This is a genomic window from Janthinobacterium agaricidamnosum, from assembly GCF_003667705.1.
In the GTDB taxonomy this organism is placed as follows: domain Bacteria; phylum Pseudomonadota; class Gammaproteobacteria; order Burkholderiales; family Burkholderiaceae_D; genus Janthinobacterium.
In genome coordinates, this window is sequence record NZ_CP033019.1 from 1,969,094 (window position 1) to 1,994,706 (window position 25,613).

Sequence of the window (25,613 nt, forward strand, 5' to 3'; positions counted from 1 at the left end):
TGCTATTCTTCCAGTGTCGCTTCCAGCAAGTCGATTTCGCGCAGCAGGCGCAAATGGATGGTGTCGTCCAGTTCGCCCGAAATGCGGCGGCGGAACAGCTCGTCGCGCTCGGCATTGAGCGCTTCCAGGCGCAGCGCCCGTTCGGCCTTGGCCAGTTCCTGCAAGCGCATTGCCTCGTCGTTGCTGCTTTCGCCATAGGCGAGGCGGCGCCGGTAGGCTTCGATCAGGCGGTTGGCCGCCTCCGTGACGACTTGCTGCTTGTCATTCTTGTCGATGCCTTCGCACACTTTTTCCAGCCGCGCGATGGCCGCTTCAGCGGCGGCGGCGCGGGCATTGCGCTCCTCCGTCGAACGGCGCGCGGGCGGCGCGAATACGAGGCCCTTGGTCAGCAGGGGCAGGGTGACGCTGGCCAGCAGCAGCGACAGCAAAATCACGCCCATGGCCAGGAAGATGACGAGGTCGCGCGCGGGAAAGCGCGTGCCGTCGGGCAGGAACAAGGGCAGGGTCAGTATGCCGGCCAAGGTCAGCGCGCCGCGCACGCCCGCGAACGACGCCACCAGCAGCAATCGCAGGCTGGGGCGCGCCAGCAGCGCCGCGTCCTTCGGCTCGCCCGCCACCTTCTTGTGGTGCTTGAACAGGGTCAGTTTCATCGAGATGAAGACCCAGAGGAAGCGCATGAAGGTCAGCCCTACCGTGATGGCGATGACGAACAGCGGCAATTTCCAGGCGCTGCCGGCGCCTACCTCCATGGAGGCGGCGGGCAAGCCGGCCACGGTGGCGGGCAGTTGCGCGCCCAGCATGACGAAGATCACGCCATTCAAGACCAGTTGCACGGTATCCCAGACGGCCTTGCGCTGGGTGCGCGTGGCGGCCAGCGGACGGCCGATCAGGTCGGCATAATGCATGGACACGCCCGCCGTGGCGGCGGCCAGGATGCCGGAGCCGTGGATTTGCTCGGCGCCCAGGTAGGCGGCGAACGGGATCAGGATGCTGATGAGGATTTGCAGGCCAGGCTCTTCGCCGACCTTGCTCACCAGCCATTTATTCGCCAGGCCCACGCCCCAGGAGATGCCCAGGCCGATGACGATGCCGCCGCCCGCTTCCTGCAGGAAACTCAGCGAGGCGGCGCCGATGGAAAAGCCGCCCGTCATCATGGCGCCCACGGCAAACGTGAAGCAGACCAGGCCCGAAGCGTCATTGAGCAAGGATTCGCCTTCGAGGATGTGCATCAGGCGCGGCGGGATCGGGTTGCCGGCCGCGATGGCCGAGACGGCCACGGGGTCCGTCGGCGACAGGATGGCGCCCAGCGCGAAGGCGACGGCCAGCGGCACGCTGGGGATCAGCCAGTCGATGAAGAAACCCATGCCCAGCACGGTAAACAGCACCAGGCCGATGGCCAGCATCAGGATCGAGCGCGCGTCGGAAAAGAAGGCGCCCTTGGGAATGCGCCAGCCATCGAGAAACAGCAGCGGCGGAATGAAGAGCAGGAAGAAAATGTCGGGATCGAGCGGCACTTGCACGCCAAACACGGCCAATCCCGTGCCGCCGGCGATCTGGATCAGGGGCAGCGGCAGCTTGACCCAGCGCGAGCGGGCGAGAAAGCCGCACAGGACGACGGTCAACACGAGGATGAGGATGATGGTAACGGTATGCATGAAGGAGCGGCGGCGTGCTGAAACGCTGATTATAAGGCGCAGCCCGCCTGCGGCACGACCTCCGTGTCATTGCGTACATACAACAAGTCACAATCGCGGTAAGATTGTCACCGTGGCCTTGTTGCGGCCGCCATTGGCTGGCGGTCCGTGCGCCTTGCTTTTACCCTGGCCTTTACTTTTCATTGGTTCCTGTTTTGCTCAAGAAAATCCTCACCGGCCTGCTGCTGTCGCTGGCATTGCTCATCGTCGCGGCGCTGGCCGCCTACCTGTATTACTGGCGCCCCGCGCTGGCGCCCATCGACCCGCCCGCCGCCACGGCCTTTTCGCCGCAAGTGGTGGAGCGGGGCCGCATCCTGGCCGGCATGGGCAATTGCGCCGCCTGCCATACGGCCCAGGGCGGCGCCGAGTACGCGGGCGGCCACGGCCTGGCTACGCCGTTCGGCACGATCTATGCGACGAATATCACGCCCGACAGGCAAACGGGGATCGGCCGCTGGTCGCTGGCCGCTTTCCAGCGGGCCATGCGCGAAGGCGTGGGCCGCGATGGCGCGCATTTGTATCCCGTCTTTCCGTACACCCATTTCAACCTCGTTTCGGATGCCGACCTGACGGCCCTGTACGCGTATTTCATGACGCGCCCGCCCGTGTACGCGGCCGCGCCCGCCAACAGCGTGCCGTTCCCTTTGAACCTGCGTCCCTTGCAGGCGGGCTGGAAGTTGCTGTTTTTCAAGCCGGCCGGCTTTCAGCTTGATCCCGCGCAAGGGCTGGACTGGAACCGGGGCCGCTATCTGGCCGAGGGTCTCGCCCATTGCGCCGCCTGTCACACGCCGCGCAATGCGCTGGGTGCCGAGCTTGCCGGTTCGGCCTATCTGGGCGCGCCCATCGACCACTGGTATGCGCCGGCCTTGACCAGCGCCAACACGGCGCCCCTGCCGTGGACGCAGGACGAGCTGTACGCCTTTTTGCGCACGGGGGCGACGGCCTTGCACGGCGTGGCGGCAGGTCCCATGTCGGCCGTCGTGCACGAAGGCATGGGCGCGTCGCCCGACAGCGATATCCGTGCCTTGTCCGTGTATTTTGCCGGCGTGGCCGGGGCCGAGCAGCGCAAGGTGGATGCGGATGCCGTGGTGAAAGCCGGCATCGAACGCTCGCAGCGCGTCAGCCTGGTCGACAATGACCGTGGCGCCAGCCTGTACGTGGCCGCCTGCGCGTCGTGCCATTCGAACAGCGATGGAAAACCCGCAGCCTTGCGCCCGGAACTGAGCCTGAACAGCGCCGTCAGCGCGCCCGATCCCGCCAACCTGATCCAGGTGATATTGCATGGCATCGGCAAGGACGAAGCCATGTCCGGCGTGCTGATGCCGGGCTTTGCCGCCTCGCTGACGGACAACGACGTGGCCAACCTGGCTGCCTATCTGCGCCGTAGCCGCAGCCACCAGCCGGCCTGGACGAACCTGGAAGCGGCCGTGGCACGCGCGCGCGCCGGCAAGTGATAGTTGAAAGTGTCTTAAATATTTATGTATAACATTACCGTCAATGGCCAGCCCTTCGGCACCGAGGCCGACGCCGAAACACCGCTGCTGTGGGTGCTGCGCGACGAAGCCCATTTAAAAGGCACCAAGTTTGGCTGCGGCATCGGCATGTGCGGCGCCTGCACCGTGCACGTCGATGGGCGCGCCATGCGCTCGTGCATCACGCCGATTGCCGCCGTGGCCGGTTGTGCCATCACCACCATCGAAGGCCTTTCGCCGGACGGCACGCATCCGCTGCAGCGGGCGTGGCTTGCCACGCAGGCGCCCCAATGCGGCTATTGCCAGTCGGGCCAGATCATGCAGGCGGCTACCTTGTTGAAAGACTATCCGCAGCCGACCGATGCGAATATCGATGCCGTCATGAGCGGCAACCTGTGCCGCTGCATGGCGTATGTGCGCATCCGCAAGGCGATCAAGCTGGCGGCCGGCATGCAGGAGGCGCCCGGTGTTTAAGTTGCCGAAAGAAAATTCAGGGACCCGTGCTCCTTCGCCGGGCCGGCGCGGCTTCCTGATCGCCGCCGCCGGTACGGGGTTTACCCTGGCCTTCCTGCGCGCGGACAGCACCTTGGCCGCCGGCAAGCCGGCGCCCGCGCCACCGACAAAGTCCACCGCGCCCGATTTCGATCCCAGCATCTGGTTCCAGATCGGCCGGGACGGCATCGTCACCGTCAATATCGCCAAGGCGGAAATGGGCCAGCACATCGGCACGGCCCTGGCGCGCATCGTTGCCGAAGAGCTGGAAGCGGACTGGAGCAAGGTACGCCTGCATTACGTGGACACGGACCCGAAATGGGGCTTGATGGTGACGGGCGGCAGCTGGTCTGTCTGGCAGAACTTCGATCCGCTCAGCCGAGCCGGCGCGGCCGGGCGCCTCGCGCTGGTCGAGGAGGGCGCGCGCCTGCTGCGCGTGCCCGTGTCCGCCTGCCACGCCCGGCTGGGCGTCGTGCATGGCCGGGGGCGCTCGATCAGCTATGGCGACATCGTGCGCCGTGGCAAGCTGGCGCGCCAGTACACGCCCGAGCAACTGAAAGCCATCGTGCTGAAAACGCCGCAGCAGCGCAGGCTGATCGGCCAGCAGGTACAGGCGCTCGATATCCCCGCGAAAATCAATGGCACGGCCGTGTACGGCATCGATGCGCAGGTGGAGGGCATGCTGTATGCGCGTCCGAAGATCCCGCCCACGCGCTACGGTGCCAGGGTGGTCTCCATCGACGACTCGGCGGCAAAGAAAGTGAACGGCTATCTGCGCAGCGTGGTGCTGCAGGACCCCAGCGGCACGGTGCCCGGCTGGGTCATGGTGGTGGCCGAAACGTATGCGGCCGCCATGCGCGCGGCCGATCTGGTGCAGGTGAAATGGCGGGCCGGCGCGGCCGCCCACGTGTCGGAGCAGGATATCGTCAGCTATGCGGGCAAGCAGCTGGCCGACGCGAGCCTGGGCGCCCGCGTGGTCGACGATGATGGTGTGGAGCAAGCCTTCAAGGATGCCAGCTTGCAGCTGGAACGCCATTACACGACCAGCACCGTGCTGCATTTCCAGCTGGAGCCCGTGAATGCGCTGGCCCAGGAAGTCGACGGCGTCTGGCATATCCATGCGGGCAATCAATGGCAATCGTTGATCCTGCCCGTGCTGGCGCAGGCGTTGAAGGTGCCGGAGAGCAAGGTCATGCTGCATACCTATCTGCTCGGCGGCGGCTTCGGTCGGCGCCTGAACGGCGATTATTGCGTGCCGGCCGCGCTGGCGGCGCAAGCCGTGGGGCGCCCCGTCAAGATGATCTGCACGCGGGCCGACGACGCCCGTTTCGATTCGCCCCGTTCGCCGTCCGTGCAGCATGTGCGCATGGCGTTCGACGACGCCGGCAAGGTGTCGGCGATGGTGCACGAGGCCAGCGCGGGCTGGCCCACGCAAGCGATGATCCCCGCCTTGCTGGCCAAGGATAAGCAGGGCCATCCGTACGACCCGTTCGCCATCGCCGGCGCCGACCACTGGTATGCGGTGGGCGCGCAGCGCGTGCGGGCCGTGTCGAACGACCTGGCCAACAGCAGTTTCCGTCCCGGCTGGCTGCGCTCCGTGGGGCCGGGCTGGACGAATTGGGCAGTGGAAAGTTTCATGGACGAGGCGGCGCAGGCGGCCAAGGTCGACCCGCTGGCGTTTCGTTTGTCCTTGCTGCAGGCCACGGGGCGCAATGCGGGCAGCGCGCCGAATGCCGTCGGCGGCGCCGCGCGCCTGGCCCACGTGCTGCGGCGGGTGGCGGACAAGGCGGGCTGGGGCACGGCCATGCCGCCCGACACGGGCCTGGGCATCGCCGCCACGTTCGGCCAGGAACGCGACATGCCCACCTGGACGGCCTGCGTTGCCCGGGTGAAAGTGGACCGCAGCACTTGCATGGTGAAAGTCGAAAAGCTGTTCATGGTGATCGACGCGGGCAGCATCGTCGATCCCGACGGCGCGCTGGCGCAGGCGGAAGGGGGCGCTTTGTGGGGCGTGAGCATGGCCTTGCACGAAGGCACGGCTTTCCTCAATGGCGAAGTGAAGGATACCAATCTGAACACTTACACGCCGTTGCGCATGGCCGACGTGCCCGAGCTCGACATTGAATTCGTGGCCAGCACGGCAACGTCGACGGGCATGGGCGAGCCGCCCACGACGGCTGTGGCGCCCGCGATCGGCAACGCCATCTTCGCCGCCGTGGCCTCGCGCGTGCGGCATTTGCCGATCCGTCCGGAAGCCGTGCTGAAGGGGCTGGACCGGTACGGCGCCGTCTGATGCGGAGGCGTGGCGAATTTGACGTGCGCCGCGCGCGAACGGACGCAGGCTGGTACACTGAGGCTTGCCGCTCAGGGCGCGCAGGCGGTGCCCGTTCCGGCAAGATCAACGCAACAGCAGCTTGATGTCAGTCCGATTTCAGCTCGATAGCGGAGGCAGCCATGCAAGAACAATTTGTCAGCATCACGGCCGATGAACTTCAAATGGACGGCGTGCTTGAAATGCCCGAGCGGCCCGTGGGCATCGTCCTGTTTGCCCACGGCGCGGGCGCCGATAGCGACTATCTGGGCGCCTCCAGCCACGCCACTTCCCAGGATTTTTTGCGAGCGGGCATCGCCACCTTGCGCTTCGATCAGGGCGGTATCGAGCCTGGCGGCGGCAGCAATGGCCACGCCTACTTCGTGCGCAGCGATATCGTGCTGCTGGCGCGCCAGCTGGAAAAAGCCCTGAGCTGGCTGCAAATCGACCAGTCCACCCGACGCTTGCCCTGCGGCCTGTATGGCTATGGCACCAGTGCGGCTGTCGTGATGCAGCTGGCGGCCTGGCGCAGCGCGGAGATCGCCGCGCTGGCCGTGTGCGATGGCCAGGTGGAAATGGCGGGCAAGGCGGCGCTGGAAAACGTGCGCGTGCCATCGTTGCTGATCGTGGGCGGGCGCGACCCCGACGTGGCCGGCCTGAACCGCATGGCGTTTGCCACCTTGCGCTGCGACAAGCAGCTGGAACAGATCGCCGCACCTGGCGGCCCCGACACGCGCCACCAGGCGGCCCTGCTGGCCACGGACTGGTACACGCGCCATTTCAACGGGCATACCAGCACGGCGCAGTAATTCAATCAGGCAAATGCGTCAGGCAAATGCGTCAGGCAAGTGCGTCAGGCAAGTGCTTCAGCCAAGGGTGCGCAGATTCCGCGCATGGAAGCGCACATGCTCTTCCATGAAGCTGGCGATGAAATAATAGCCGTGGTCATAGCCGGCATGGCGGCGCAGCTGCAGGGGCTGGCCGGCGTCGCGGCATGCCGCTTCGAATACCTCGGGGAACAGTTGCTCGGGCAAAAACTTGTCGGCCAGGCCCTGGTCGATCAAGATGCCGTTAGGAAACAGTGCCGGTTGGCCTTGCAGACCGCGCATCAGCGCGCTGGCATCGTACGGCTGCCAGTTGGCTGCGTTGCTGCCCAGGTAGCCCGTAAACGCTTTCTTGCCCCACGGACATTGGCTCGGCGCGGCGATGGGGGCGAAGGCGGAGACGGAGCGGAACAGTTCCGGATTGCGCAGGGCCAGCACCAGCGCGCCGTGGCCGCCCATCGAATGGCCGAAGATGCCCGTGCGTTGCGCATCGATAGCCAGTTCCTGCTCCAGCAGCGCGCGCAATTCCAGGATGTAGCTGTACATGCGGTAGTGGCGGCTCCAGGGCGCCTCGGTGGCGTCCACGTAAAAGCCGGCGCCCGCGCCGAAATCCCAGGCATCCGTCTCGCCCGCGATGTTGGCGCCACGGGGGCTGGTGTCGGGGGCGATCAGGATCAAGCCTTCCTCGGCCGCCACGCGCTGCGCACCGCCCTTGATCATGAACGTTTCTTCCGTGCAAGTCAGGCCCGCCAGGTAAAACAGGGCGGGGCGTTTGGTGGTGACGGCGCTGCCTGGCGCCGTGTCGGGAATGAAGGCCGAGAAACGCATGGGCAAGCCGATGGCTTGCGCGTCGTGGCGATAAAAGCGTTGTACGCCGCCAAAACAGGCGTGTTCACTCAACAGTTCCAGCATGAATTCTCCTCGTTAATTGCACAGTATAGCCAGAGCGGCGCGGGGCCGGCACGGGATCACCCCAGCATGGCCGCTAATGCAGGCAAGATGTCTTGTGCCGGGGCATCGGTCTTGAATGCCAGCAAATGGTCGGCGCGCGTCTTGCCCATGTTGATGGCGGCCACGGGCTTGCCCGTCTCGGCCGCCATGCGGCACAGGCGAAAGCTCGAATACACCATGACGGACGAGCCCACCACCAGCAGGGCGCTGGCCGCGTGCATCTTGCTTTCGGCTTCGGCCGCGCAGGCGGCGGGTACGCCATCGCCGAAAAACACCACGTCGGGCTGCAGGGTGCCGCCGCAGCGGGGGCACACCGGCACGTGGAAGGTGGCCAGCTGGGACGGCTCCAGCAAGGCGTCGCCGTCGGGCGCCGGCGTGGCCGTGGCGCCCAGCATCCGGGGATTGTCGCGTTCGAGCTGATCCTGGATCAGGCGGCGCGTATGGCGGGTCCGGCAATCGAGGCAGATCACGCCATGTATGCTGCCGTGCAACTCCGTGACGGCGGCGCTGCCTGCCTGCTGATGCAGGCCATCCACGTTTTGCGTGACCAGGCCGCCGATGCACTGGCGCTGGGCCAGCCGGGCGATGGCCAGGTGACCGGGATTCGGCATGGCGCGCGCCAGGGTCGGCCAGCCCACCATGCTGCGCGCCCAGTAGCGGCGGCGCACGGCTTCCTGGCGGCGAAAATCGGGGCCTTGTACGGGGGCATTGCCGCGCCGCACGCCTTCCGTGTCGCGGTAAGCGGGTATGCCGGACGCCGTGCTGATGCCGGCGCCCGTCAGCAGCAGCACGTCGGGATGGCGCTGCAGGAACTGCGCCAGCTGCTCGAGGGCGTGGTGCGCGCTGGCGGGCTGCTGGCTGGATGAAGGAAAGTTGTGCATGATGCGCCATGCTAACCGAAAAGCGCGGCGCCGTTGCGAGGGCGAGGTTTACTCCAGTTTCATGCCGAAACGTTGCAGCCGTGGCTGCCAATGCTCCTCGATATTGGCCGAGACGAGGATGCGCTCGGCCTTGCCGATCAGCAATGCGCGGGGCACGAAGCCGAAATAGCGCGAGTCGGCGCTGTTGTCGCGGTTATCGCCCAGCATGAGGAAATGGTCGGGCGGCACCGTCACGGGAGCAAAGCTGCGCGCCGCCCCTGCGATTTGCGGCAAGACCTGGATGCGGTGCTGCTCCGTCGCGTTGCGCTCGCTGATGCGCTGCGCCGTCAGCTGGCCCACGTGGGCGATGGTTTCGGGCGCCGTGTCGAGCGCCGTGTACTGGGCCGGCTGGCCATTGATGACCAGCTGCTCATTGCGCATTTCCACCGTGTCGCCGGGCAGGGCGATGATGCGCTTGATCAATCGCGTGCCGTCTTTCGGCGAGGAAAACGTAACGATGTCGCCCCGCTGCGGTTCACCGAGGCGCTGCAGCACGATGTCGGTGAGCGGCACTTTCAGGTTGAAGGCGAGGCGGTTGACGAAGACCACGTCGCCCTCGAGCAGATTGGGGCGCATGGACGCCGACGGGATGGGATTCCAGTCCGCCACGGCCGTGCGGAACACGCCGAACAGCAGGAGAAACATCAAAAAACCTTTGTTGGCGCGCATCCATGTGCTCATGTCGGCTCTTTCGCTGGGCTGTGCCCGTGATGGTGTAGGGAGGCGCCATTGCTGCTGGCGTCCTATGCACGATGCACGGCGAGGCTGAAGCCAGTCTTAAATCCAGCGCATGCGGGGCCGATGGCGTGACCGCTGTTGCGTGCACGCATCACCGTGTCAGCCATCAGGGATGGCGGCACGGCGCTTGCGTGTCGTCGTTGCCGTTCGGCAGGCGCTTGCCATGCATTTCATCCCACAGTTCGCCCAGCGCCACCAGCAGGCCGCCGGCCACGAGGGGGATCGCCACCAGCCATGGAATGCTGTCGAGCCAGGGACCCAGCACGATGGCCGAGGCCACGGCGATGACAAGGGCGCTGCACCAGAAACGGCGCGGATGCCGGAGCGTGAACAGGTAATGAAGGTGCTTCATACATCCTCCTTGGTGAGCATGCGGAACAGCCGGGCGGCCAGGATGCTGCTGACGGCGATGACGATGCAACCGTCCAGGAAAAACAGCACCTTGCCCACCAGGTGCATGCCCTGTATCAGGTAGGCGGGCAATTCCTGCGCTTCCGCCCATTGCGTCATGCGTGCCAGCACGATGGCGGCGGCAAAGATGACGAGGGCCAAGGCCAGCACCAGCAGCACATGTTCGAACAGGCGTAGCCGCAGTTTCATGTTGGACTTGGCAAGGTAGGGAAGATTCCCGGACCTTGACGTTATCAGTCCGATATCGCCGTGCTTTGCGCTGTCACAAAGGCGCGCCCGATAGGATGAAAACGACGTTGGCGCGGGAAAATGGCTTATGTGAAGGCCTTGATGACGGCATCGAGCTTGACCTTCAGCGACTTGTCGTGCGCGTGGATGGCCGGCACGTCGCGCTGCACGCCGAGCAGCTGGTAGACGGCCGTCTGCGCCGCGCGCACCGAGTATTCCACGGTAAACACGACATCGTCGGCGATTTCCACGAACTGGCTCACGAAGGCCAGGTTGACGGAGCCGGCCGGCACGGGCAGCGGGCGGTCGCTTTTTGCGCGGGGCATGAACATGCTGGTGATGTAGGGCATGCGGCAGGGAATGCAGTTGGCCGTGGCCATCATGTCGAGGTCGAAATTCAGATGGCCGCACAGCTCGCGCAGGATTTCCTCGCCGCTGCAGTCGGACATGGGCTTGGCGACGAAGTTGCCGATGCGGTCGGGGTGCAGCGCATAGCCCCAGAACACTTGCACGCCCTCGGGCTGGCCCGCGAAATGCGGCTGGTGCGCCAGCACGATGGACATGAACCAGTTGCTGTCCTTGAAGGTGACGAGGCCGCCCGTGCCCGCGCTGTTGCCCGTGAATTGTTCCATCCTGTCGAAGAAGGCGCTGTCTTTCAGGGTGACCGTGTACGAGGCCCAGTACGATTCGGGAATGCTGCTGTTGAAGGCGGCGGGGCGACCCAGTTGCGGGCGGCCCTCGGCCAGCTTTTCCCACAGGCGCCAGCCGTGGCTGTCGTTCTTCGTGCGCTTGGCCGGCGCGCTGTGCATGCTGCCATAGCTCGATGCATCCGTCATCGAGGCATTCTGGAAAAAGACCAGGTCGCCGGCAGCGACAGGAATCACGTCGGCCATGCCGCGGCGCTGGCAGGCAATGGCGGTGGCGCTCAGGCGGCCTTCGGATTCCTGCACTTCGATATCGGTTACCGCGCAATCCATGATGACGTTCACGCCTTGCTCCTGCAGCCACGCGACCAGCGGGCGCACCAGCGAATCGTACTGGTTGTAGACGGTGCGCTTGACGCCGGCCAGCGTCTCGATGCGCGAAAATTCCATCATGAAACGGTGCAGATAGCGCTTGAACTCGACGGCGCTGTGCCAGGGCTGGAAGGCGAACGTGGTGGCCCACATGGTCCAGAACTTGGTGTCGAAAAATGCGGGCGAGAGCCAGTCCGTGATGGCGCTGCTGCCCAGAACGTCTTCATCGGCTTCCGTCAGCTTCAGCAGTTCCAGCCTGTCCTGCATGGAAAAGCCCATGCTGCTGACGTCGACCTTGAAACGGTTGCGGTCGACGAGGCGCGCGCGCGAGTGGGGAATATGCCGTTCGTTGAAGGCGATGGTTTCGTCGTAGACGCTCTGGCCCGCATGCTCGAGCGAGGGGATGCTCTTGAACAAGTCCCACGTGCATTCGTAATTGTCGGTGGTCAGCATGCGCCCGCCGCGCAAGGTGTAGCCATCCTCGGCATTGCCGCCGCCATCGAGGCTGCCGCCCGTCACGGGCGCCGCTTCGAAGATGGTGATGTTGCTGCCTTGCATGCCGCCGTCGCGTATCATGAAGGCGGCCGCGGCCAGCGAGCCGATGCCGCCGCCGACGAGGTAGGCTTTTTTATCTGTATTGTGCATATTGTTCCCTGAATGTGATATTTGCCTATTTTATAACATTAGGGCAGAAGCGGCCTCACAATAGAGCAACTGCTCGGTTTTATTCCATGCCGGCGTGCTCGTTGCGCCGTTCAAAATACAGCAAGTCCGACCAGGCGCCCTGGAAATGCATGGCTTTTTCCGAGCGCCCATACTGGTGAAAGCCGTTGCGCTGCATGACCGCGACCGAGCCCAGGTTTTGCGGCCGCGCCGTCGCTTCCAGGCGCCACAGTTCCAGTGGACCGAACGCTTCTTCCAGCAGCAGGGCCACGACGCGCGTGGCGTAGCCGCGTCCGCCGAATCGTTCGCCGATGCGGTAACCGAGCGCTGCCTTGTTGAAATACGGGCGCGTGACGGCCGTCAGGTTGACCCTGCCGATGATTTGTCCGTCCAGCCTGGCCAGATACTGGTAGGCGCGGTCCTGCTCGCGCTCGCGCTGCGCCTGCTCGATGGCGGCGGCGATGGCTTCCTGGCTATAGTAGGACGGCGCCCGGGCCGTGACCCAGGATTCAAAATAGGCGCGGTTTTCCAGTTCGAAGGCGAGCAAGGCGGAGAGGTCGGCGCTGGTCGGAGGGGACAATTGGAGGCGGTCGATGTCTGGCATGGGATCTGGTCCGAAAGAGATGCGCCATTATAATCAGCTGGCGCATTCCGCCGCACACCCGTTTCTAACCATGAAGGAGCAGCATGCTGTCCCATCTCTGCCTCGGCACCAACGACTTTCCCCGCGCCTACGCCTTCTATACGGCCTTGCTGGGAGAACTCGACCTGATCGAAAAATTTCATGATCCGGCCAAGCCCTGGGCGGGCTGGATGGCGCGGCAGGCGCCGCGTCCCCTGTTCGTGCTGACGGCGCCGCACGACGGCTTGCCGGCTACGTCCGGCAACGGCCAGATGACGGCCTTGCTGGCGTCCAGCCGCGCGCAGGTGGACCGCTGCCACCAGGCCGTGCTGGCGCTGGGGGCCGTGTGCGAGGGGCCGCCTGGCTTGCGCCCCCATTACCACGATAATTACTATGGCGCCTACTTCCGCGACCTCGACGGCAACAAGCTGTGCGTCTGCTGTCACGGCGAGGAGTAACTCAGCGTTCTGCCCACACCTCGTCTTCCGTCCAGCCCAGTTCCAGGAAATCCTGCGCCCGCTCGTCCGCTTCGCCGGCGCAATAGAATTCGTCGAGCTGCGGCGGCGCGATGCGCGTGCCGGCCAGCATGGCGTGCACTTGCCCCCGGTGGTGGATCTGGTGCTGGAACACATGCGCCAGCAGGCGTTGGCGCGTGTCGACTTGCGGCGTGTCGCGCAAGATCGTCACGGGCCGCGCCAGGTCAAGGTCGCACAGACTGCGGCAATGGGCGATCAGGCGCAGGTCCGATGCGCGCTGCGCCGCGTGCAGGGCCGCGCAATCGGTGAACGGTTCATCCTGTGCAAAAAAGACGTAGCAGTCGGCATGGGGCGCTTCGCCGCGCAGCTCGCGCTCGAGCGCGTCGAGATAAAACCAGTCGCATGTGAGGATGTGGTTCAAGGTGAACTGGATGGTGGGAAAAAAACTGACGCGCGTGGCCTGGAACTCGGCCCGGGTCAGCTGCCCGCAAGCTTTCAGCAGGCGGTGGTTGGCCCAGGCGTTGTTGTACGCCTGGCTGGTGATGTAGTGCGCAAGTGGATTGTTCATGATGGATCGCTTGTTAGGCAGGACAGGGGGCATGTCATGCTACTTTAGCATGTTGCGGCAGGTGGACAAAGCGCTCACGCCCGCCGCACCGGCGCCGCTGTCATCAAGTAAAATCGCGGGGCGGATTTCGCGATAGTGATGCACATAGGGCTGGAAGAATAAAATGGGTTGGATAGGAAAATTACTGAGCGGCGGCGGCGACAAGGCTGCGCACCTCACGGCAGCGGCGGCGCCCGAGGCGGCACGGCAGCCGGCCACCATCACCGAAATCGATGCCATTTACTACCGCTGGCTGGCGGCCGCCGGTTCGGCGCAGGCGCCGGCGGAGGCGGAACAGCAGATTCTGGACGAATTGGCGCGCCTGGTCCGTGAACCGGTCGCTGGCGCTGCGCTGATACCGCGCATTCCGGCCATCATTCCCCAGTTGATGCGTACCTTGCAAGATGAAAACATGAGCGCGGCCAAGCTGTCGGCCCAGCTGGCCCAGGACGTACTGCTGGTCGCCGAGGTCTACCGCGAAGCGAACCGGCCCCGCTACCATTCGCGCTACAACGCCAGCCCGTCGATCAACAACATGGAAGGCGCCATCATGCTGCTCGGGCAAAACGGCATGCGCATGCTGCTCGCCCGCGTCGCCTTCCGTCCCATCGTCAGCATGCAAAGCGGCGGCCTGACCATACGCACGGCGCCGCTGATCTGGCGCCAGTCCGAGAAATGTGCACTGGCGGCCAACCTGGTCGCGCCGGCCATGCAGGCCAACGCCTTCGACGCGTATCTGGCGGGACTGATGGCCAATGTCGGCCTGGTGGTGGCCTTCCGGCTGATCGACCAGATGCATGCGCCCGATGCCTTTCCGCAATCGGACGCCTTCATTGCCCAGGTGTTTGCGCAAGCGCGCATCTTGTCGGTACGGATCGCGGAATTATGGGAGTTTCCCGTGTCCGTCACCCGCGCGATCGCTCAGGTGGGGCAAGCCGATGCCGATCCGCAGGCGCAGGCGCTGGCGCTGGGCGAGCGCTTGAGCAAGCTGCGCATGCTGCTCGATACCGGCCGCTTTCCTGCCGATGATCCCTTCGTGATGACGGGACTGAGCAAGGCCGAGCTGCAGGTGTTTGACAAGCTGGCCGACGACGACGACGAGGACGACGATGAGGAGTGATGGCCGCAGGCCGCTCAACCTCGGCGGCGGCCATGCCGCTCAGCGCGCAAAATACAGCGCATGCAGATGTTCGAGGTCGACATCAACCGCCGCCTGCGACAGCGCCACCTTACCGCTTTGCATCAGGTAGACGTGATCGGCCACGCCGACGGCGCGCGCCGTGTTCTGCTCCACTAAAATGATGGTGCGCTTGCCGTCGTTCAGGCGCGCGAGGATCTCGAACAGCTCGTTGACCACCAGCGGCGCCAGGCCCAGCGACGGCTCGTCGATGATCAATAACGACGGATCCGACATCAATCCCCGCGCCATCGCCAGCATCTGCGCCTCGCCGCCGGAGAGCGAGCCGGCCAGCTGGCGGCGCCTCTCGTGCAGGCGCGGGAACATGGCGTAGGCTTCGGCCAGGCGCGCCGGCATGTGGCTGCGGTGCTCCTTCGGAAACGCGCCCATGATCAGGTTTTCTTCCACGCTCATGTCGCGGAACGTCATGCGCCCCTCGGGGATCATCGTGACCCTCGCATCGCTCATCTTCCAGGTGGGCGTGCCGTTGATGGGTGTGCCGTCGAGCGCGATGCTGCCCGCGCCCACAGGCAGCAAACCCATGATGGCGCGCAGCAGGGTCGTCTTGCCGGCCCCGTTCGGGCCGATGATGGTGGTCAGCTTGCCCTTCTGGATCGAGAGCGACACGTCCCACAGCACATTGATGGCGCCATAGCCGGCGCGCAGATTACTAATTTCAAGCATCGTTTCAAGCATCGTTTCAGGCATGAGCGGCTCCCGTATAGCTTTCGATGACGGCCGGATCGCGGAAGACGCAATCGGGCGTGCCGTCGGCGATCAGCTGGCCAAAATTGAGCACGGCCACGCGCTGGCACAGATTGCTGATGGTCTCGATGTCGTGCTCGATCATGACGATGCCCACGCCAAAGGCGGCGTGCAAGTCCTTGAGCATGCCCATGAAGCGGCGCTTGCCGTTCGTTTCCAGGCCCGCCAGCACTTCGTCTAACAGCAGCAGTTTCGGATTGGTGGCCAGCGCCTTGGCCACTTCCAGCGCTTTCAATTCCGTCAGCGCCAGTTCGCTGGCCGCGTCGCGTTGCGCCTTGTCCGCCAGGCTCGTGAAATCGAGGATTTCATCGATCTTGCGCATGTCCACCTTGCCCGTGCCGAAGCGCTGCGCCACGACGAGGTTTTCGCGCACCGTCAATTCATGCATCGGTTGCGGGATCTGGAAGGTGCGGCCCAGCCCCAGGCGGGCGCGCTGGTACATGGGCGTGGCCATGATGTCGCGTCCCTCGAAGCGGATGCTGCCGCCGGTGGGGCGCACCAGGCCGGAAATGGCGTTGAACAGGGTGGTCTTGCCGGCGCCGTTCGCGCCCACAAGGCCGATCACGTCGTGGCTGCCCACTTTTAACGTGACAGAATCGACGGCCGTCAGGCCGCCGAAGCGCACGGACACATTATCGAGTTCAAGCATGTTGTTTCTCCTTCGTTTTGAAGGTGTTTTTCAGCCATTTTTGCAGCAGCGGCAGCAAGCCGTTCGGGCTGAAGACGATCATCGCCACCAGCAGCACGCCCAGCACCAGCTGGTGGCCCGTGGGGATCAGCGACTTGAAAATGAGCTGGTCGACCAGGTAGACCACGACGGCGCCCAGCACGGGGCCGAGTATCGTGCGGTAGCCGCCGAAGATGGCCGCCACGATCGGCAAGGTCACCCACAGGCTGTTGAAGGCGTAGTCGGGCTCGAGGAAGTTGATGTAGTGGGCGTTGAAGGCGCCGAACAGGCCCGCCATGAAGGCCGACACGAGCAGCATCGCGCCTTTCAGCAAGGTGCTGTTGACGCCGACGACGCGCGTGGCGTCCTCGCTGTCGTGCATGGCGCGCAGGGCGATGCCGTAGTGGCTGGCGCGGATGTGGCTGTAGGCAAAGGCGCACGCCACCACCAGGGTCAGCACCACCAGGTAGGCGCCCGTCTTGCTGGCCAGATCAAAACCGAAGACGGTGGGTAAAGCCGGGATATTGTTGATGCCGCCGGCGCCGCCCGTCACGGCACTCCATTCCGTGGCCAGGATGCGGAAGATGTGGGCGTAGGCGAGGATGGCCAGCGCAAAATACGGCCCGCGCAGCCGCAGCACGGGCAGCATGATGACGGCGGCGATGGCCGCGCCCGCGCCGCCCAGCAGCATGGCGGCAAACACGGGCAAGCCCAGTTTCACGGTGGCCAGCGCGGAGACATACGCCCCCACGCCGAAGAACGCGGCATGGCCGAAGCTGACCATGCCGCCCAAATTGCCCAGCAGGGCCCAGGACATGGCCACGCCGCCGATGATCAGGGCCGCCACCACCATGCTCATCACATACTGGTTGGCGCCCAGGGCCAGCGGCACGGCGACATACGCGGCCAGCAGCAGGATTGCCGTGGAAATCAAAGTGGAGCGCTTCATCCGCGCCTCCGTTGTGCGCCGAACAGGCCGTTCGGCATGATGAACAGCACCAGCAGGAACAGCACCATGCCCGACAATTCCTGCAGCGCGGAGCTGGCCAGGGTGACGGTCAAGGCTTCGGCCACGCCCAGCAGCACGGCGGCCAGCAGCACGCCCGGTATCGAGCCGATGCCGGCCAGTACCGTGATGATGAAGGCTTTCACCGTCAGCGCGCCGCCGTAGGCGGGCTGGATCACGCCATAGCTGAACAAGGCGACGCCGGCGAAGGCGGCCAGGATGCCGGCGACCAGAAACGACACCAGTTCCGTGCGGCCCGGATCGATGCCCATCAGCTTGGCCGCGTCGCGGTTGCTGGACACGGCGCGCACGGCGCGGCCATACCAGCTGGTCGACAGCCAGCGCCACAGGGCCGCCATCAGCACCAGGCTGACGCCGAAGAAAATCACTTCACTGCGCATGCTGAAAAACGGGCCGATCTCGAAGCCTTCCTGCAGCCAGCTTGACGAGGTCGAGCGGATGTCGGCCTTCCATACCAGCAAAATGAAATTGGTGAGGATCACGCCGATGCCGTAGGTGAGGATCAGCGAATTGATTTCGCGGTCTTTCTTGATGCGGCTGACGATCAGGTAGACGCCCACGGACGTCAGGCTGACGATCACCAGCGCGATGGGAATGGCGAACATCGGCCCCAGGCCCAGGCCCGATTCCACGCTGTAGGCGATGTAGGCGGCCAGCAGCACCAGTTCGCCGTGCGCCAGGTTGATCACTTTCATGGTGCCGAAGACCAGCGCCAGTCCCAGTGCGATCAGGGCGTAGGAGCCGCCCTGCAGCAAGCCCGAATACAGGGCTTGCAAGATTAATTCTGTCATATCGTCATCCCGTCAGGCGGCCCAGGCGCATCGCGAAGAGGCACCAGGACCGCCGTTCATCGGTGCACGCCCGGCGGGCGCGCGCGTGTGCAGCGGGAGGCTGCTTACCAGGGCAGGGCAGGATAGTTCAGCTTGCCCGTCGCGTGTTCCTTCGGCCAGACGATCACCACTTTCTTGTCCTGGTGCTGCGCCATGCGGTGCACGAAGTTCTGGTTGTCGCCGTTGGCGGCGAACTGCACGCGGCCGATCAGGGTTTCGCGGTCCGTCTTGCGCATCTCGTCGGCCACGCCGCCTTTCTTGAGCGTGCCCTTGTCGGCCGCGCGCGCGATCGCTTCGAACAGCAGCATCGACTGCACATAGCCGAACTGGCCCAGGTAGTCCGGCTCCTTCTTGTACAGCTGCTTGTAGGCGTCGCTGAAGGCCTTGCCGTCGGCCGTCTTGAATTCCGTCGGGAAGGGCAGAAGGGCCGTGCCGAAGACGTTCGGCATCAGGTCGGGGAAGTCGGCCGCCATCTTCGGCGTGGCCAGCGACCACACGCCCACCATGGCCTTGATCTTCGGTTTCAGCACGCGGGCGGCGCGGATGATGCCCACGTAGTCGTTTTCGTAGCCGACCATGGCCACCACTTCCGATTTGTCCTGCAGCTTGATCTTGTTGATGATGGGCTTGAAGTCGGTAATGGCCGGGTCGAACGAGTGCGTCGTCACCTTCACGCCCTTGGCCGCCAGGGCCTTTTCCACGTCCTTGGCCAGGCCCGTGGTGGCATCCTTGGTCGAATACACGATGGAGACGGACTTGGCGCCCACATCCTGCAGCAGTCCCAGCATGGCTTTTTCGTAGCCGGCCGTGTTATTGATGCGGAAAAAATTCTTGCGTCCGCTGGCCACCAGGCTGTCGTCCACGCCGCCCGAGGTGATGTAGACCAGGCCCAGTTTATTGGCCGTGTCCGAGGCGGGCGAGATATTGTTCGAGCCATAGCCGCCCGTGATGGCCACCACGCCCTGGCTGGCCAGCTTTTCCACGGCGGCGATGGCCTTGGCGGGCGCCGATTCGTCGTCGACGGTGATGATCTTGATGGTGTGCTTGCCGTTGGTCTTGTTGAATACCTCGGCCGCGACCATGATCCCTTCCTGCATGCCGGCGCCGACCCGCGCCAGGTTGCCCGTCAGCGGGATTTCCGCGCCGACCAGGAATTCGTCGGCGCTGGCCTGTGCAATCCAGGCGCTGGCAACCAGCGCTGCCATGGCGATGCGTGTGTAGGTGCGTTTCATCGTGTCTCCTCCGGTGATGTGGCTTGGTTTTATTGTCGGGTCTGCTACTACATGGTCAACTTATCGTGCATTCTGCGCCATTTGCCGCAGCTGCCCCTTTAAAATCTTGCCTGTGGCCGCTGCCGGCAGCGCTTCCATGACGATGATGGCGGACGGGCACTTGTACGGCGACAGGGTCTGCGCCAGCCAGGCCTGCAATTCTGCCACGCTGGCGGGCTGGCGCGGGTCCAGCTCCACGTAGGCGATGACGTCCTCGTTGCCATCGGCCAGGGTGCGCCCGACCACGGCCGACTGCACCACGGAAGCGTGGGCGTTCAGGGCCGTTTCCACTTCCAGCGGATACACATTGAAGCCGGAGCGGATGATCAATTCCTTGGTGCGGCCCACGATGAACAGGGCGCCGTCCGTGTCCTGGCGCGCCATGTCGCCCGTATTGAGCCAGCCGCCGTCGCGCATGGTGGCCGCCGTCATGGCCGGTTCGCGGTAATAGCCGGCCATGATGTTCGGCCCGCGTATCCACAGTTCCCCCGGCTGGCCCGGCGTCACGTCCCGGCCGGTCACGTCGACCACGCGCACTTCCACGCCGGGAATCGGCGTGCCCACGGAATCGTCGCGGCGCGGCGTTTCCAGGCGCGTCTGGCTGATGGTGGGGGCGCTTTCCGTCATGCCGTAGCCATTGTGCAGCGCGGTACCCAGCAGCTTTTCCACCTCGTGCTTGAGCGAGGGCGCCAGCGGCGAGCCGCCCGCATACGCAAAGCGCAGCCGCGTGGGCAGCGGCGTATCGGCGCCGCCCAGGGTTTGCAGCAGCTTGGCGTACATAGCGGGCACGCCCTGCACGATGGTCAGACCGTCGTCCTTCAGTGCCGAGAGCAGGCCGTCGACGGAAAAGCGCGGCACCAGGTACAGTGCGGCGCCCGCATACAGGGTGCCCAGGGCCACCGAGGCCAGGCCGTACACGTGCGAAATCGGCAGCACGCCATAGGCGCGGTCGGTGCTGGTCAGGCCGCGCAGGGTGCTGGAGACGGCGGCGATGAACAGCAGGTTGCGGTGCGTGAGCATCACGCCCTTCGACTGCCCGGTGGTGCCCGTCGTGTAGATCAGCGCGGCAACCTGTTCGTTGCCGGGCACCGTGTCTTCCGCGATGGCCGCCTCGTTCAAGTCGCCCGCCAGCAGCTCGCCCATGCCGTCGACCGTGGCGCTGGCCGCGCCCAGACGTGCCGCATGCGCGGCCGCTTCCGGCGAGGCGCCGGCCAGGAACAGCATCCTCCGCGCCGAACTGTGCGCGGCGATGGTGTCGATCTCGCGCGCCGACAGACGCGCATTGACGTTGACGATCCAGGCGTCGATGCTGGCGGCAGCAAAAATCAGCGCCACCTGCAGCGCGCAGTTCTCGCCCACCACCATCAGGCGGTCGCCGGCGCGCACGTCCAGCTGGCGCAGCAGCTGCGCGGCGCTGTCCACACCGTGCTGCAGCTGGGCGTAGGTCCAGCTGCGCCCACCTTCATGCAGCGCGGGCGCGTCGGGCGCGCGCGTCGCCCAATAGATGGAGATGGCCGACAGGCGCGCCGGCAAGTGGGCCAGCAGGGCGGGAATGTCCATCGCGGCCTCCTTCACTTTTGTGCTGCCTTGATCATGTTGCGGGCGATGACGATCTGCTGGATCTGCGTCGTGCCTTCGTAGATGCGGAACAGGCGCACGTCGCGGTAGAAGCGCTCGGCCGCGTATTCGCTGATGTAGCCGGCGCCGCCGTGGATCTGCACGGAGCGGTCAGCGACTCTGCCGCACATTTCGGAAGCGAACAGCTTGCAGCACGACGCTTCTGTCGAGATGTCTTCCTTGTTGTCGCGCCGCCGCGCGGCGTCGAGCACCATGCTGCGCGCCGCATAGATTTCCGCCTTGCTGTCGGCCAGCATGGCCTGGATCAGCTGGAATTCCGCGATGGGCTGGCCGAACTGCTGGCGTTCCATCGCGTAGGCGAGGGCGTCGGCCAGCATGCGTTCGGCCGCGCCCACGCAGACGGCGGCGATGTGCAGCCGGCCCTTGTCGAGCACCTTCATGGCTGTCTTGAAACCCACGCCTTCCTTGCCGCCGATGACGTTCGCGGCCGGCACGCGGCAATTTTCAAAGATGACGTCGCAGGTATGCGCGCCTTGCTGGCCCATTTTCTTATCTATTTTGCCCAGCGAGAGGCCCGGCGTATCCTTTTCCACGATGAAGGCGGAAATGGCCGAGGCGCCCCGCTTGACGGGGTCCGTGCGGGCCATGACGGTAAAGATGCTCGCTTCGGGCGCGTTGGTGATGTAGCGCTTGCTGCCGTTGAGGATATAGAAGTCGCCGTCGCGCACGGCCGAGGTGCGCAGCGAGGCCGCATCGGAGCCCGATCCCGCTTCCGTCAGCGCGAAGGAGCCGATGATCTCGCCGGCCGCCAGCTTGGGCAGATAGTATTGTTTTTGCGCTTCCGTGCCGTCAATCACGATGCCTTGCGAACCGATGCCGTTGTTCGTGCCGATCAGCGAGCGGAAGGCGGGCGAGGTGCGGGCGATTTCAAACGCGACGCGCACTTCCTCTTCCATGCTCAGTTCCAGGCCGCCGTAGGCTTCCGGAATGGACAGGCCGAACAGGCCCAGTTCGCGCATCTGCGCCACGATGGCGGGCGGGATCGTGTCCGTTTCAGCCACCAGCGCCTCGTTCGGCACCAGCACTTCGCGGACGAAACGGGCGATGCTGTCGAGCAGAATGTTCAGGGTTTCTTCGTCGCGTATCATCGGGTTCCTCGGCGCTATGATTTGATCTGTTGTTGAGAGGGGGCGCGCAGTCTAACCGCGGCCCAGGTTTTTTTCCACTGTCTTGACCAGGGCCACCAGACGCGGACCCAGGTCCGATTCGAGTTTTTCGCGCGACAGCAAAAAGGCGGGGCCGCCGCAATTGAAGGCCATCACCTGTTCGCCATCGGCGCCCAGCATGGGCACGCCCACGGCATGCACGTCGTTCTGCCATTCGCCGGCCGAGATGCAAAAGCCCCGGTCCTGGTAATCCTTGAAGCCTTGCTCGATGCCGGCCTTGATGCGCGGCCAGCGTTCCGTTTCGTGCACGCGCGCATGGTCCATCAGATAGTCGCGCTCGGCCTGCGGCAGGATGCACAGCAGGGCCTTGCCCATGGCCGTCGTCATCAGGGGAATGCGCGAGCCGACGTCGAGGCGCAGCGTGACGTTGGCGCTGCTGCGGCAGGTTTCCACGTACACCATGCTGAGGCGGTCGCGCGTGCCCAGCGACACGGACGCCTGCGCATGTTCGGCCAGTTCCTCCATCAGCGGGCGCGCCATCTTGCGCACGTCCAGGTTCGACAGCATGCGGTAGCCGAGGGCCAGCACGCCGGCGCCCAGCTGGTACTTGCCCAGGTTGTCCGAGTAATTGAGGTAGCCGAGTTTGGTGAGGGTGTAGGTGAGGCGCGAAATGGTGGGCTTGGGGATGCCCGTGCGCTTGGCCATGTCCGCATTCGACAGGAACACTTCGCCGGGGCGAAAGCACCGCAGCACTTCGAGGCCGCGCGCCAGCGCGTTGACGAACTGGCGGTCCTTGCCTTCCTCGTCATCGCTGAAGACGATGATTTCCGGATCTGCTGCGGCCTGAATATTTGTCATATTTGCATTCATTTGCTGGCTCCCTGGAAATCAGTTTGCCTAGCCGGCTCCCGCATGTCAACCGTTTTGTGAAACATTCGTTCGCACAGCGAAATGGTGCGGTGCATGAAAAATCGCCGGGAAATTGACTTGCGCGCCCGTTTTGCCTCTCCCCGCTTGAGCATCGCTATATACGTCTGTATATTGCGCTGTTGGATGACGGCCGCCGCACGAGTGGCCGCTTTTTTGCATATCGCTATATAAAACGATATATAACGGAAGAGAACAAGATGACGATGGTGAAACAGGTAATGGCAGGCGCCGTGATGCTGGCGCTGGCGCTGGCGCTGGCGCAGACGGTGCAGGCGCAGCAGACAGCAGGCAAAGATGAGGCTGCGCCGTTCGTGCTGGGCACGGTGACGGTGATCGGCCCGCGCGAGCAGGCCGGCCAGGTGGAACAGCAAGTGGGCACGCAAGTGAGCCGTGCCGGGATGCGCCGCTTTAACCGCGACAACGTGGGCGACGCCCTCAATTTGCTGTCCGGCGTGTCGCTGTCGACCAATGCGCGCAACGAGAAAACCGTCGCCATCCGCGGCTTCGATGCGCGCCAGGTGCCGCTGTACATCGACGGCATTCCCGTCTACGTGCCGTATGACGGCTACGTCGATTTCAACCGCTTCACGACCAGCGACCTGGCCGCGATCCAGGTGGCCAAGGGCTTCAGTTCCGTGGCCTACGGCGCCAATACCCTGGGCGGCGCCATCAACCTGGTGTCGCGCAAACCGACGGCTTTGATGGAAGGCGATGCGTCAGTGGGATTCGGTTCGGGCAGCGAGCGCCAGGTGTCGGCCAACGTGGGCACGAACCAGGGCCTGTGGTATCTGCAGGCGGGCGTGTCCTACATCGACAGCGACGGCTTTCCCCTGTCGTCCGATTTCCGCCCCACGGCCACGGAAGACGGCGGCATGCGCAATAACGCCTATCGCAAGGACCATAAGGTGTCGTTCAAGGTGGGTCTGACGCCCGATGGCGCGCACGCGGGCGATGAATATGCGCTCAGCTACTACAAGCAGCATGGCGAAAAGGGCCAGCCGCCATCGACGAACCCCGTCGGCGCGCGCTACTGGCAGTGGCCGTACTGGAACAAGGAAAGCGTGTATCTCGTCTCGCAGACGCGTCTGGGCCAGCAGGAACGCCTGAAACTGCGCCTGTACCACGACAGCTACGACAATGAAATCACCTCCTATACAAACGGCAGCTACGCGACCCTGAAGACCAGCGGCCAGGGCAGTGTCAGCGGCGGGCGCAGCATCTATAACGACCGCACGAACGGCGGCGCGGTGGAACTCGAATCGTTCCGCCTGGCCGCGCACAGCCTGCGTTTTGTGGCCAGCTACAAGGCCGACGAGCACCAGGAACTGGGCGCCAGGGGCGTGCGCACCACCTGGTACAAGGATGCCCTGTGGACTCTGGGCGCGGAAGACAGCATCGCCCTCAATGCGGCGACGGAACTGTCGCTGGGCGTGTCGCGCAATGCACTGCGCCCGGACACCGTCTACAGCGCCGGCAATGCGTATACCTTGCCCGAGAATCAATCGGCCACCGACCTGCAGGCGGGCCTGTTCCACAAGACCGGTCTTGCATCGCGCGTGTACGCCACCGTGGCGCGCAAGTCGCGCCTGCCGACCCTGAAGGACCGCTACTCGCAGCGCCTGGGCACATATATTGAAAACCCGGCCTTGCGCGCGGAAGAGGCAATGAATTATGAGCTGGGCTACCAGGCAACCGTGCGCGGGCTGGCGCTCGATGCCGCCCTGTTCTACAGCGACGTGAAGGACAAGATCCAGAGCGTGGCGAATGTGGCGGGCGTGCGTGCGCAGATGCGCAACGCGGGCAGGGAGCACATCAGCGGCGTGGAACTGGGCGTGCGCGGCCGCGCCGGCGCATGGCTCGATTTCGGCGGCAACTACACGTACACGGACATGAAGAACGTCAGCGACCGTGCCATCCGCCTGACGGACGTGCCGCGCCACAAGCTGACGGCGCACGCCGTGCTGCACGCGGCGCGCCAGGTCGACGTGGTGGCCATCGCGGAAGCGAACAGCGGCCGCTGGGTCTCGAACACTTTGGCCCTGGGCGGCTTTGCCAGCGTGAACCTGAAGGCCGTGTACCGCCCCTTGCCGGCCTTGACCCTGGATGCGGGCGTGAACAACCTGGCTGACCGCAACTATGCGCTGGCCGACGGTTTTCCCAGCGCGGGCCGCACCTGGCTGGCCAATGCGCAATACCAGTTCTGAGTTTTTACTGTCATGAAAGGACACAGCATGTTGAAGAAAATATTCCTTGGTTTGGCTTCGGCCGCACTGCTGGCGGCGGCCCCCGCATGGGCCGACCCGGCGCCGGCGCGCGAGAACATGAGCCGCGCGCTCGCCGTCACGGGCAAGGTGGCAACGCCGTTGACCCTGACGGTAGCCGACCTGCGCCGGCTGCCGCAAGCCAATGGCGGAGACATCGCCGTCACGCGCCACAACGGCGACAAGGCCGAAACCATCACCAGTTACAAGGGCGTGCGCCTGCGCGACATCCTCGACAAGGCGGCGCTCGATGCGCCCGGCCACAACGACGTCAAGAAGCTCGCGATCATCGCCACTGCCACCGATGGCTATGCGGTGGTGTTTTCCTGGGGCGAGCTGTATAACTCGCCGGCCGGCGAGGGCGTGATCGTCTACTACGAAAAGAACGGCAAGGCGCTTGACGACAGCGATGGCGAGATCGCCCTCATCTCGGCGAAGGATATCCGCACGGGCCCGCGCCATGTGAAGTGGCTGAACGCCATCGAGGTGCGCAAATTGGTGGAATAGAGGCATGCT

The 25,613-nt window shown here is 64.8% G+C and carries 25 protein-coding genes; 8 read left to right on the forward strand and 17 right to left on the reverse strand.

From position 1 onward, the window contains the following. Positions 1-2: 2 nt before the first annotated feature. Entirely contained in the window at positions 3-1,655 is a 1,653-nt protein-coding gene (locus tag D9M09_RS09085) for a Na+/H+ antiporter (protein ID WP_121669108.1), read from the reverse strand. Between the two features lie 194 nt (positions 1,656-1,849). Between D9M09_RS09085 and D9M09_RS09090 the strand changes: the two genes are divergently transcribed. The 4 genes from D9M09_RS09090 to D9M09_RS09105 all read left to right on the forward strand — a co-directional run bounded on the left by D9M09_RS09090 (position 1,850) and on the right by D9M09_RS09105 (position 6,778). Next, positions 1,850-3,148 (forward strand): cytochrome c, encoded by a 1,299-nt coding sequence (locus D9M09_RS09090; protein WP_121669109.1) that lies wholly within the window; start codon positions 1,850-1,852, stop codon positions 3,146-3,148. Positions 3,149-3,172: 24 nt separating this feature from the next. Further along, positions 3,173-3,640 (forward strand): (2Fe-2S)-binding protein, encoded by a 468-nt coding sequence (locus D9M09_RS09095; RefSeq protein WP_070218230.1) that lies wholly within the window; start codon positions 3,173-3,175, stop codon positions 3,638-3,640. Continuing rightward, on the forward strand, positions 3,633-5,951 hold the full coding sequence (locus tag D9M09_RS09100; protein ID WP_121669110.1) for a xanthine dehydrogenase family protein molybdopterin-binding subunit: 2,319 nt from the start codon (positions 3,633-3,635) through the stop codon (positions 5,949-5,951). Before D9M09_RS09095 ends, D9M09_RS09100 begins: the two co-directional genes overlap by 8 nt. Before the next feature lie 161 nt (positions 5,952-6,112). Beyond that, positions 6,113-6,778, forward strand: coding sequence for a dienelactone hydrolase family protein (locus D9M09_RS09105; RefSeq protein ID WP_099408682.1), 666 nt, complete (start codon positions 6,113-6,115; stop codon positions 6,776-6,778). A 57-nt stretch (positions 6,779-6,835) separates the two neighbouring features. Here D9M09_RS09105 and fghA read toward each other — a convergent pair whose 3' ends face one another. From fghA to D9M09_RS09140, 7 genes are all read right to left on the reverse strand, one after another. Continuing rightward, positions 6,836-7,705, reverse strand: coding sequence for an S-formylglutathione hydrolase (gene fghA / locus D9M09_RS09110; protein ID WP_121669111.1), 870 nt, complete (start codon positions 7,703-7,705; stop codon positions 6,836-6,838). Positions 7,706-7,761: 56 nt separating this feature from the next. After that, a complete protein-coding gene (locus tag D9M09_RS09115; RefSeq protein ID WP_121669112.1) occupies positions 7,762-8,625 on the reverse strand; it encodes an NAD-dependent protein deacetylase in 864 nt (287 codons plus the stop codon). Between the two features lie 48 nt (positions 8,626-8,673). Continuing rightward, positions 8,674-9,345, reverse strand: a complete 672-nt coding sequence (gene lepB, locus D9M09_RS09120) for a signal peptidase I (protein ID WP_070289694.1) — start codon at positions 9,343-9,345, stop codon at positions 8,674-8,676. 163 nt (positions 9,346-9,508) lie between these two features. Continuing rightward, positions 9,509-9,754, reverse strand: a complete 246-nt coding sequence (locus D9M09_RS09125) for a hypothetical protein (RefSeq protein ID WP_070289693.1) — start codon at positions 9,752-9,754, stop codon at positions 9,509-9,511. Further along, positions 9,751-10,002, reverse strand: a complete 252-nt coding sequence (locus tag D9M09_RS09130; RefSeq protein WP_070218223.1) for a hypothetical protein — start codon at positions 10,000-10,002, stop codon at positions 9,751-9,753. The genes D9M09_RS09125 and D9M09_RS09130 overlap by 4 nt, the downstream gene beginning before the upstream one ends. Positions 10,003-10,127: 125 nt before the next feature. Continuing rightward, a complete protein-coding gene (locus tag D9M09_RS09135) occupies positions 10,128-11,702 on the reverse strand; it encodes an oleate hydratase (RefSeq protein ID WP_070218222.1) in 1,575 nt (524 codons plus the stop codon). A gap of 79 nt (positions 11,703-11,781) precedes the next feature. Continuing rightward, complete coding sequence (locus D9M09_RS09140) at positions 11,782-12,324, reverse strand: GNAT family N-acetyltransferase (RefSeq protein ID WP_121669113.1); 543 nt, start codon at positions 12,322-12,324, stop codon at positions 11,782-11,784. Positions 12,325-12,407: 83 nt separating this feature from the next. Between D9M09_RS09140 and D9M09_RS09145 the strand changes: the two genes are divergently transcribed. Then, positions 12,408-12,800 carry a VOC family protein gene (locus D9M09_RS09145; protein ID WP_070311463.1) on the forward strand — a complete coding sequence of 131 codons (393 nt, stop codon included), beginning with the start codon at positions 12,408-12,410 and terminating at the stop codon, positions 12,798-12,800. 1 nt (position 12,801) lies between these two features. Here D9M09_RS09145 and D9M09_RS09150 read toward each other — a convergent pair whose 3' ends face one another. Continuing rightward, on the reverse strand, positions 12,802-13,386 hold the full coding sequence (locus D9M09_RS09150; RefSeq protein ID WP_070218219.1) for a DinB family protein: 585 nt from the start codon (positions 13,384-13,386) through the stop codon (positions 12,802-12,804). Positions 13,387-13,549: 163 nt separating this feature from the next. Here D9M09_RS09150 and D9M09_RS09155 point away from each other — a divergent pair, with 163 nt between their 5' ends. Next, the gene (locus D9M09_RS09155) at positions 13,550-14,545 is read left to right on the forward strand and encodes an HDOD domain-containing protein (protein ID WP_070311462.1); all 996 of its coding nucleotides are present in this window, start codon (positions 13,550-13,552) and stop codon (positions 14,543-14,545) included. Positions 14,546-14,584: 39 nt separating this feature from the next. On the opposite strand, the gene D9M09_RS09160 is transcribed toward D9M09_RS09155, so the two are convergent. The 8 genes from D9M09_RS09160 to D9M09_RS09195 form a co-directional block, all read right to left on the reverse strand. After that, complete coding sequence (locus D9M09_RS09160; protein WP_121669114.1) at positions 14,585-15,286, reverse strand: ABC transporter ATP-binding protein; 702 nt, start codon at positions 15,284-15,286, stop codon at positions 14,585-14,587. Between the two features lie 16 nt (positions 15,287-15,302). Then, positions 15,303-16,016 carry an ABC transporter ATP-binding protein gene (locus tag D9M09_RS09165; RefSeq protein ID WP_070289689.1) on the reverse strand — a complete coding sequence of 238 codons (714 nt, stop codon included), beginning with the start codon at positions 16,014-16,016 and terminating at the stop codon, positions 15,303-15,305. Continuing rightward, positions 16,009-16,983 (reverse strand): branched-chain amino acid ABC transporter permease, encoded by a 975-nt coding sequence (locus D9M09_RS09170; protein WP_121669115.1) that lies wholly within the window; start codon positions 16,981-16,983, stop codon positions 16,009-16,011. Before D9M09_RS09170 ends, D9M09_RS09165 begins: the two co-directional genes overlap by 8 nt. Continuing rightward, the gene (locus tag D9M09_RS09175) at positions 16,980-17,852 is read right to left on the reverse strand and encodes a branched-chain amino acid ABC transporter permease (protein WP_035817692.1); all 873 of its coding nucleotides are present in this window, start codon (positions 17,850-17,852) and stop codon (positions 16,980-16,982) included. The genes D9M09_RS09170 and D9M09_RS09175 overlap by 4 nt, the downstream gene beginning before the upstream one ends. 104 nt (positions 17,853-17,956) lie before the next feature. Then, positions 17,957-19,123, reverse strand: coding sequence for an ABC transporter substrate-binding protein (locus tag D9M09_RS09180; protein ID WP_121669116.1), 1,167 nt, complete (start codon positions 19,121-19,123; stop codon positions 17,957-17,959). 60 nt (positions 19,124-19,183) lie between these two features. Beyond that, positions 19,184-20,722, reverse strand: a complete 1,539-nt coding sequence (locus tag D9M09_RS09185; RefSeq protein WP_121669117.1) for a class I adenylate-forming enzyme family protein — start codon at positions 20,720-20,722, stop codon at positions 19,184-19,186. Positions 20,723-20,733: 11 nt separating this feature from the next. Beyond that, positions 20,734-21,888: an acyl-CoA dehydrogenase family protein gene (locus D9M09_RS09190; RefSeq protein ID WP_070289686.1), complete on the reverse strand. Its 1,155-nt coding sequence runs from the start codon at positions 21,886-21,888 to the stop codon at positions 20,734-20,736. A 51-nt stretch (positions 21,889-21,939) separates the two neighbouring features. Beyond that, a complete protein-coding gene (locus D9M09_RS09195; protein WP_121669118.1) occupies positions 21,940-22,764 on the reverse strand; it encodes an IclR family transcriptional regulator in 825 nt (274 codons plus the stop codon). Between the two features lie 269 nt (positions 22,765-23,033). Between D9M09_RS09195 and D9M09_RS09200 the strand changes: the two genes are divergently transcribed. Next, positions 23,034-25,040 carry a TonB-dependent receptor plug domain-containing protein gene (locus D9M09_RS09200; protein ID WP_205602344.1) on the forward strand — a complete coding sequence of 669 codons (2,007 nt, stop codon included), beginning with the start codon at positions 23,034-23,036 and terminating at the stop codon, positions 25,038-25,040. Between the two features lie 27 nt (positions 25,041-25,067). Then, positions 25,068-25,604 carry a molybdopterin-dependent oxidoreductase gene (locus tag D9M09_RS09205; RefSeq protein ID WP_240453594.1) on the forward strand — a complete coding sequence of 179 codons (537 nt, stop codon included), beginning with the start codon at positions 25,068-25,070 and terminating at the stop codon, positions 25,602-25,604. Positions 25,605-25,613 lie beyond the last annotated feature (9 nt).

What these genes read in the sequence shown, in the direction of transcription:
- D9M09_RS09145 (WP_070311463.1), top strand. Translation starts at nt 12,408, where the DNA reads ATGCTGTCCCATCTCTGCCTCGGCACCAACGACTTTCCCCGCGCCTAC.
- fghA (WP_121669111.1), bottom strand. Translation starts at nt 7,705, where the DNA reads ATGCTGGAACTGTTGAGTGAACACGCCTGTTTTGGCGGCGTACAACGC.
- D9M09_RS09175 (WP_035817692.1), bottom strand. Translation starts at nt 17,852, where the DNA reads ATGACAGAATTAATCTTGCAAGCCCTGTATTCGGGCTTGCTGCAGGGC.
- D9M09_RS09185 (WP_121669117.1), bottom strand. Translation starts at nt 20,722, where the DNA reads ATGGACATTCCCGCCCTGCTGGCCCACTTGCCGGCGCGCCTGTCGGCC.
- D9M09_RS09140 (WP_121669113.1), bottom strand. Translation starts at nt 12,324, where the DNA reads ATGCCAGACATCGACCGCCTCCAATTGTCCCCTCCGACCAGCGCCGAC.
- D9M09_RS09160 (WP_121669114.1), bottom strand. Translation starts at nt 15,286, where the DNA reads ATGCTTGAAATTAGTAATCTGCGCGCCGGCTATGGCGCCATCAATGTG.
- D9M09_RS09165 (WP_070289689.1), bottom strand. Translation starts at nt 16,016, where the DNA reads ATGCTTGAACTCGATAATGTGTCCGTGCGCTTCGGCGGCCTGACGGCC.
- D9M09_RS09200 (WP_205602344.1), top strand. Translation starts at nt 23,034, where the DNA reads ATGACGATGGTGAAACAGGTAATGGCAGGCGCCGTGATGCTGGCGCTG.
- D9M09_RS09195 (WP_121669118.1), bottom strand. Translation starts at nt 22,764, where the DNA reads ATGACAAATATTCAGGCCGCAGCAGATCCGGAAATCATCGTCTTCAGC.
- D9M09_RS09170 (WP_121669115.1), bottom strand. Translation starts at nt 16,983, where the DNA reads ATGAAGCGCTCCACTTTGATTTCCACGGCAATCCTGCTGCTGGCCGCG.
- D9M09_RS09150 (WP_070218219.1), bottom strand. Translation starts at nt 13,386, where the DNA reads ATGAACAATCCACTTGCGCACTACATCACCAGCCAGGCGTACAACAAC.
- D9M09_RS09190 (WP_070289686.1), bottom strand. Translation starts at nt 21,888, where the DNA reads ATGATACGCGACGAAGAAACCCTGAACATTCTGCTCGACAGCATCGCC.
- D9M09_RS09135 (WP_070218222.1), bottom strand. Translation starts at nt 11,702, where the DNA reads ATGCACAATACAGATAAAAAAGCCTACCTCGTCGGCGGCGGCATCGGC.
- D9M09_RS09115 (WP_121669112.1), bottom strand. Translation starts at nt 8,625, where the DNA reads ATGCACAACTTTCCTTCATCCAGCCAGCAGCCCGCCAGCGCGCACCAC.
- D9M09_RS09105 (WP_099408682.1), top strand. Translation starts at nt 6,113, where the DNA reads ATGCAAGAACAATTTGTCAGCATCACGGCCGATGAACTTCAAATGGAC.
- D9M09_RS09085 (WP_121669108.1), bottom strand. Translation starts at nt 1,655, where the DNA reads ATGCATACCGTTACCATCATCCTCATCCTCGTGTTGACCGTCGTCCTG.
- D9M09_RS09155 (WP_070311462.1), top strand. Translation starts at nt 13,550, where the DNA reads ATGGGTTGGATAGGAAAATTACTGAGCGGCGGCGGCGACAAGGCTGCG.
- D9M09_RS09125 (WP_070289693.1), bottom strand. Translation starts at nt 9,754, where the DNA reads ATGAAGCACCTTCATTACCTGTTCACGCTCCGGCATCCGCGCCGTTTC.
- D9M09_RS09180 (WP_121669116.1), bottom strand. Translation starts at nt 19,123, where the DNA reads ATGAAACGCACCTACACACGCATCGCCATGGCAGCGCTGGTTGCCAGC.
- D9M09_RS09205 (WP_240453594.1), top strand. Translation starts at nt 25,068, where the DNA reads ATGTTGAAGAAAATATTCCTTGGTTTGGCTTCGGCCGCACTGCTGGCG.
- lepB (WP_070289694.1), bottom strand. Translation starts at nt 9,345, where the DNA reads ATGAGCACATGGATGCGCGCCAACAAAGGTTTTTTGATGTTTCTCCTG.
- D9M09_RS09130 (WP_070218223.1), bottom strand. Translation starts at nt 10,002, where the DNA reads ATGAAACTGCGGCTACGCCTGTTCGAACATGTGCTGCTGGTGCTGGCC.
- D9M09_RS09095 (WP_070218230.1), top strand. Translation starts at nt 3,173, where the DNA reads ATGTATAACATTACCGTCAATGGCCAGCCCTTCGGCACCGAGGCCGAC.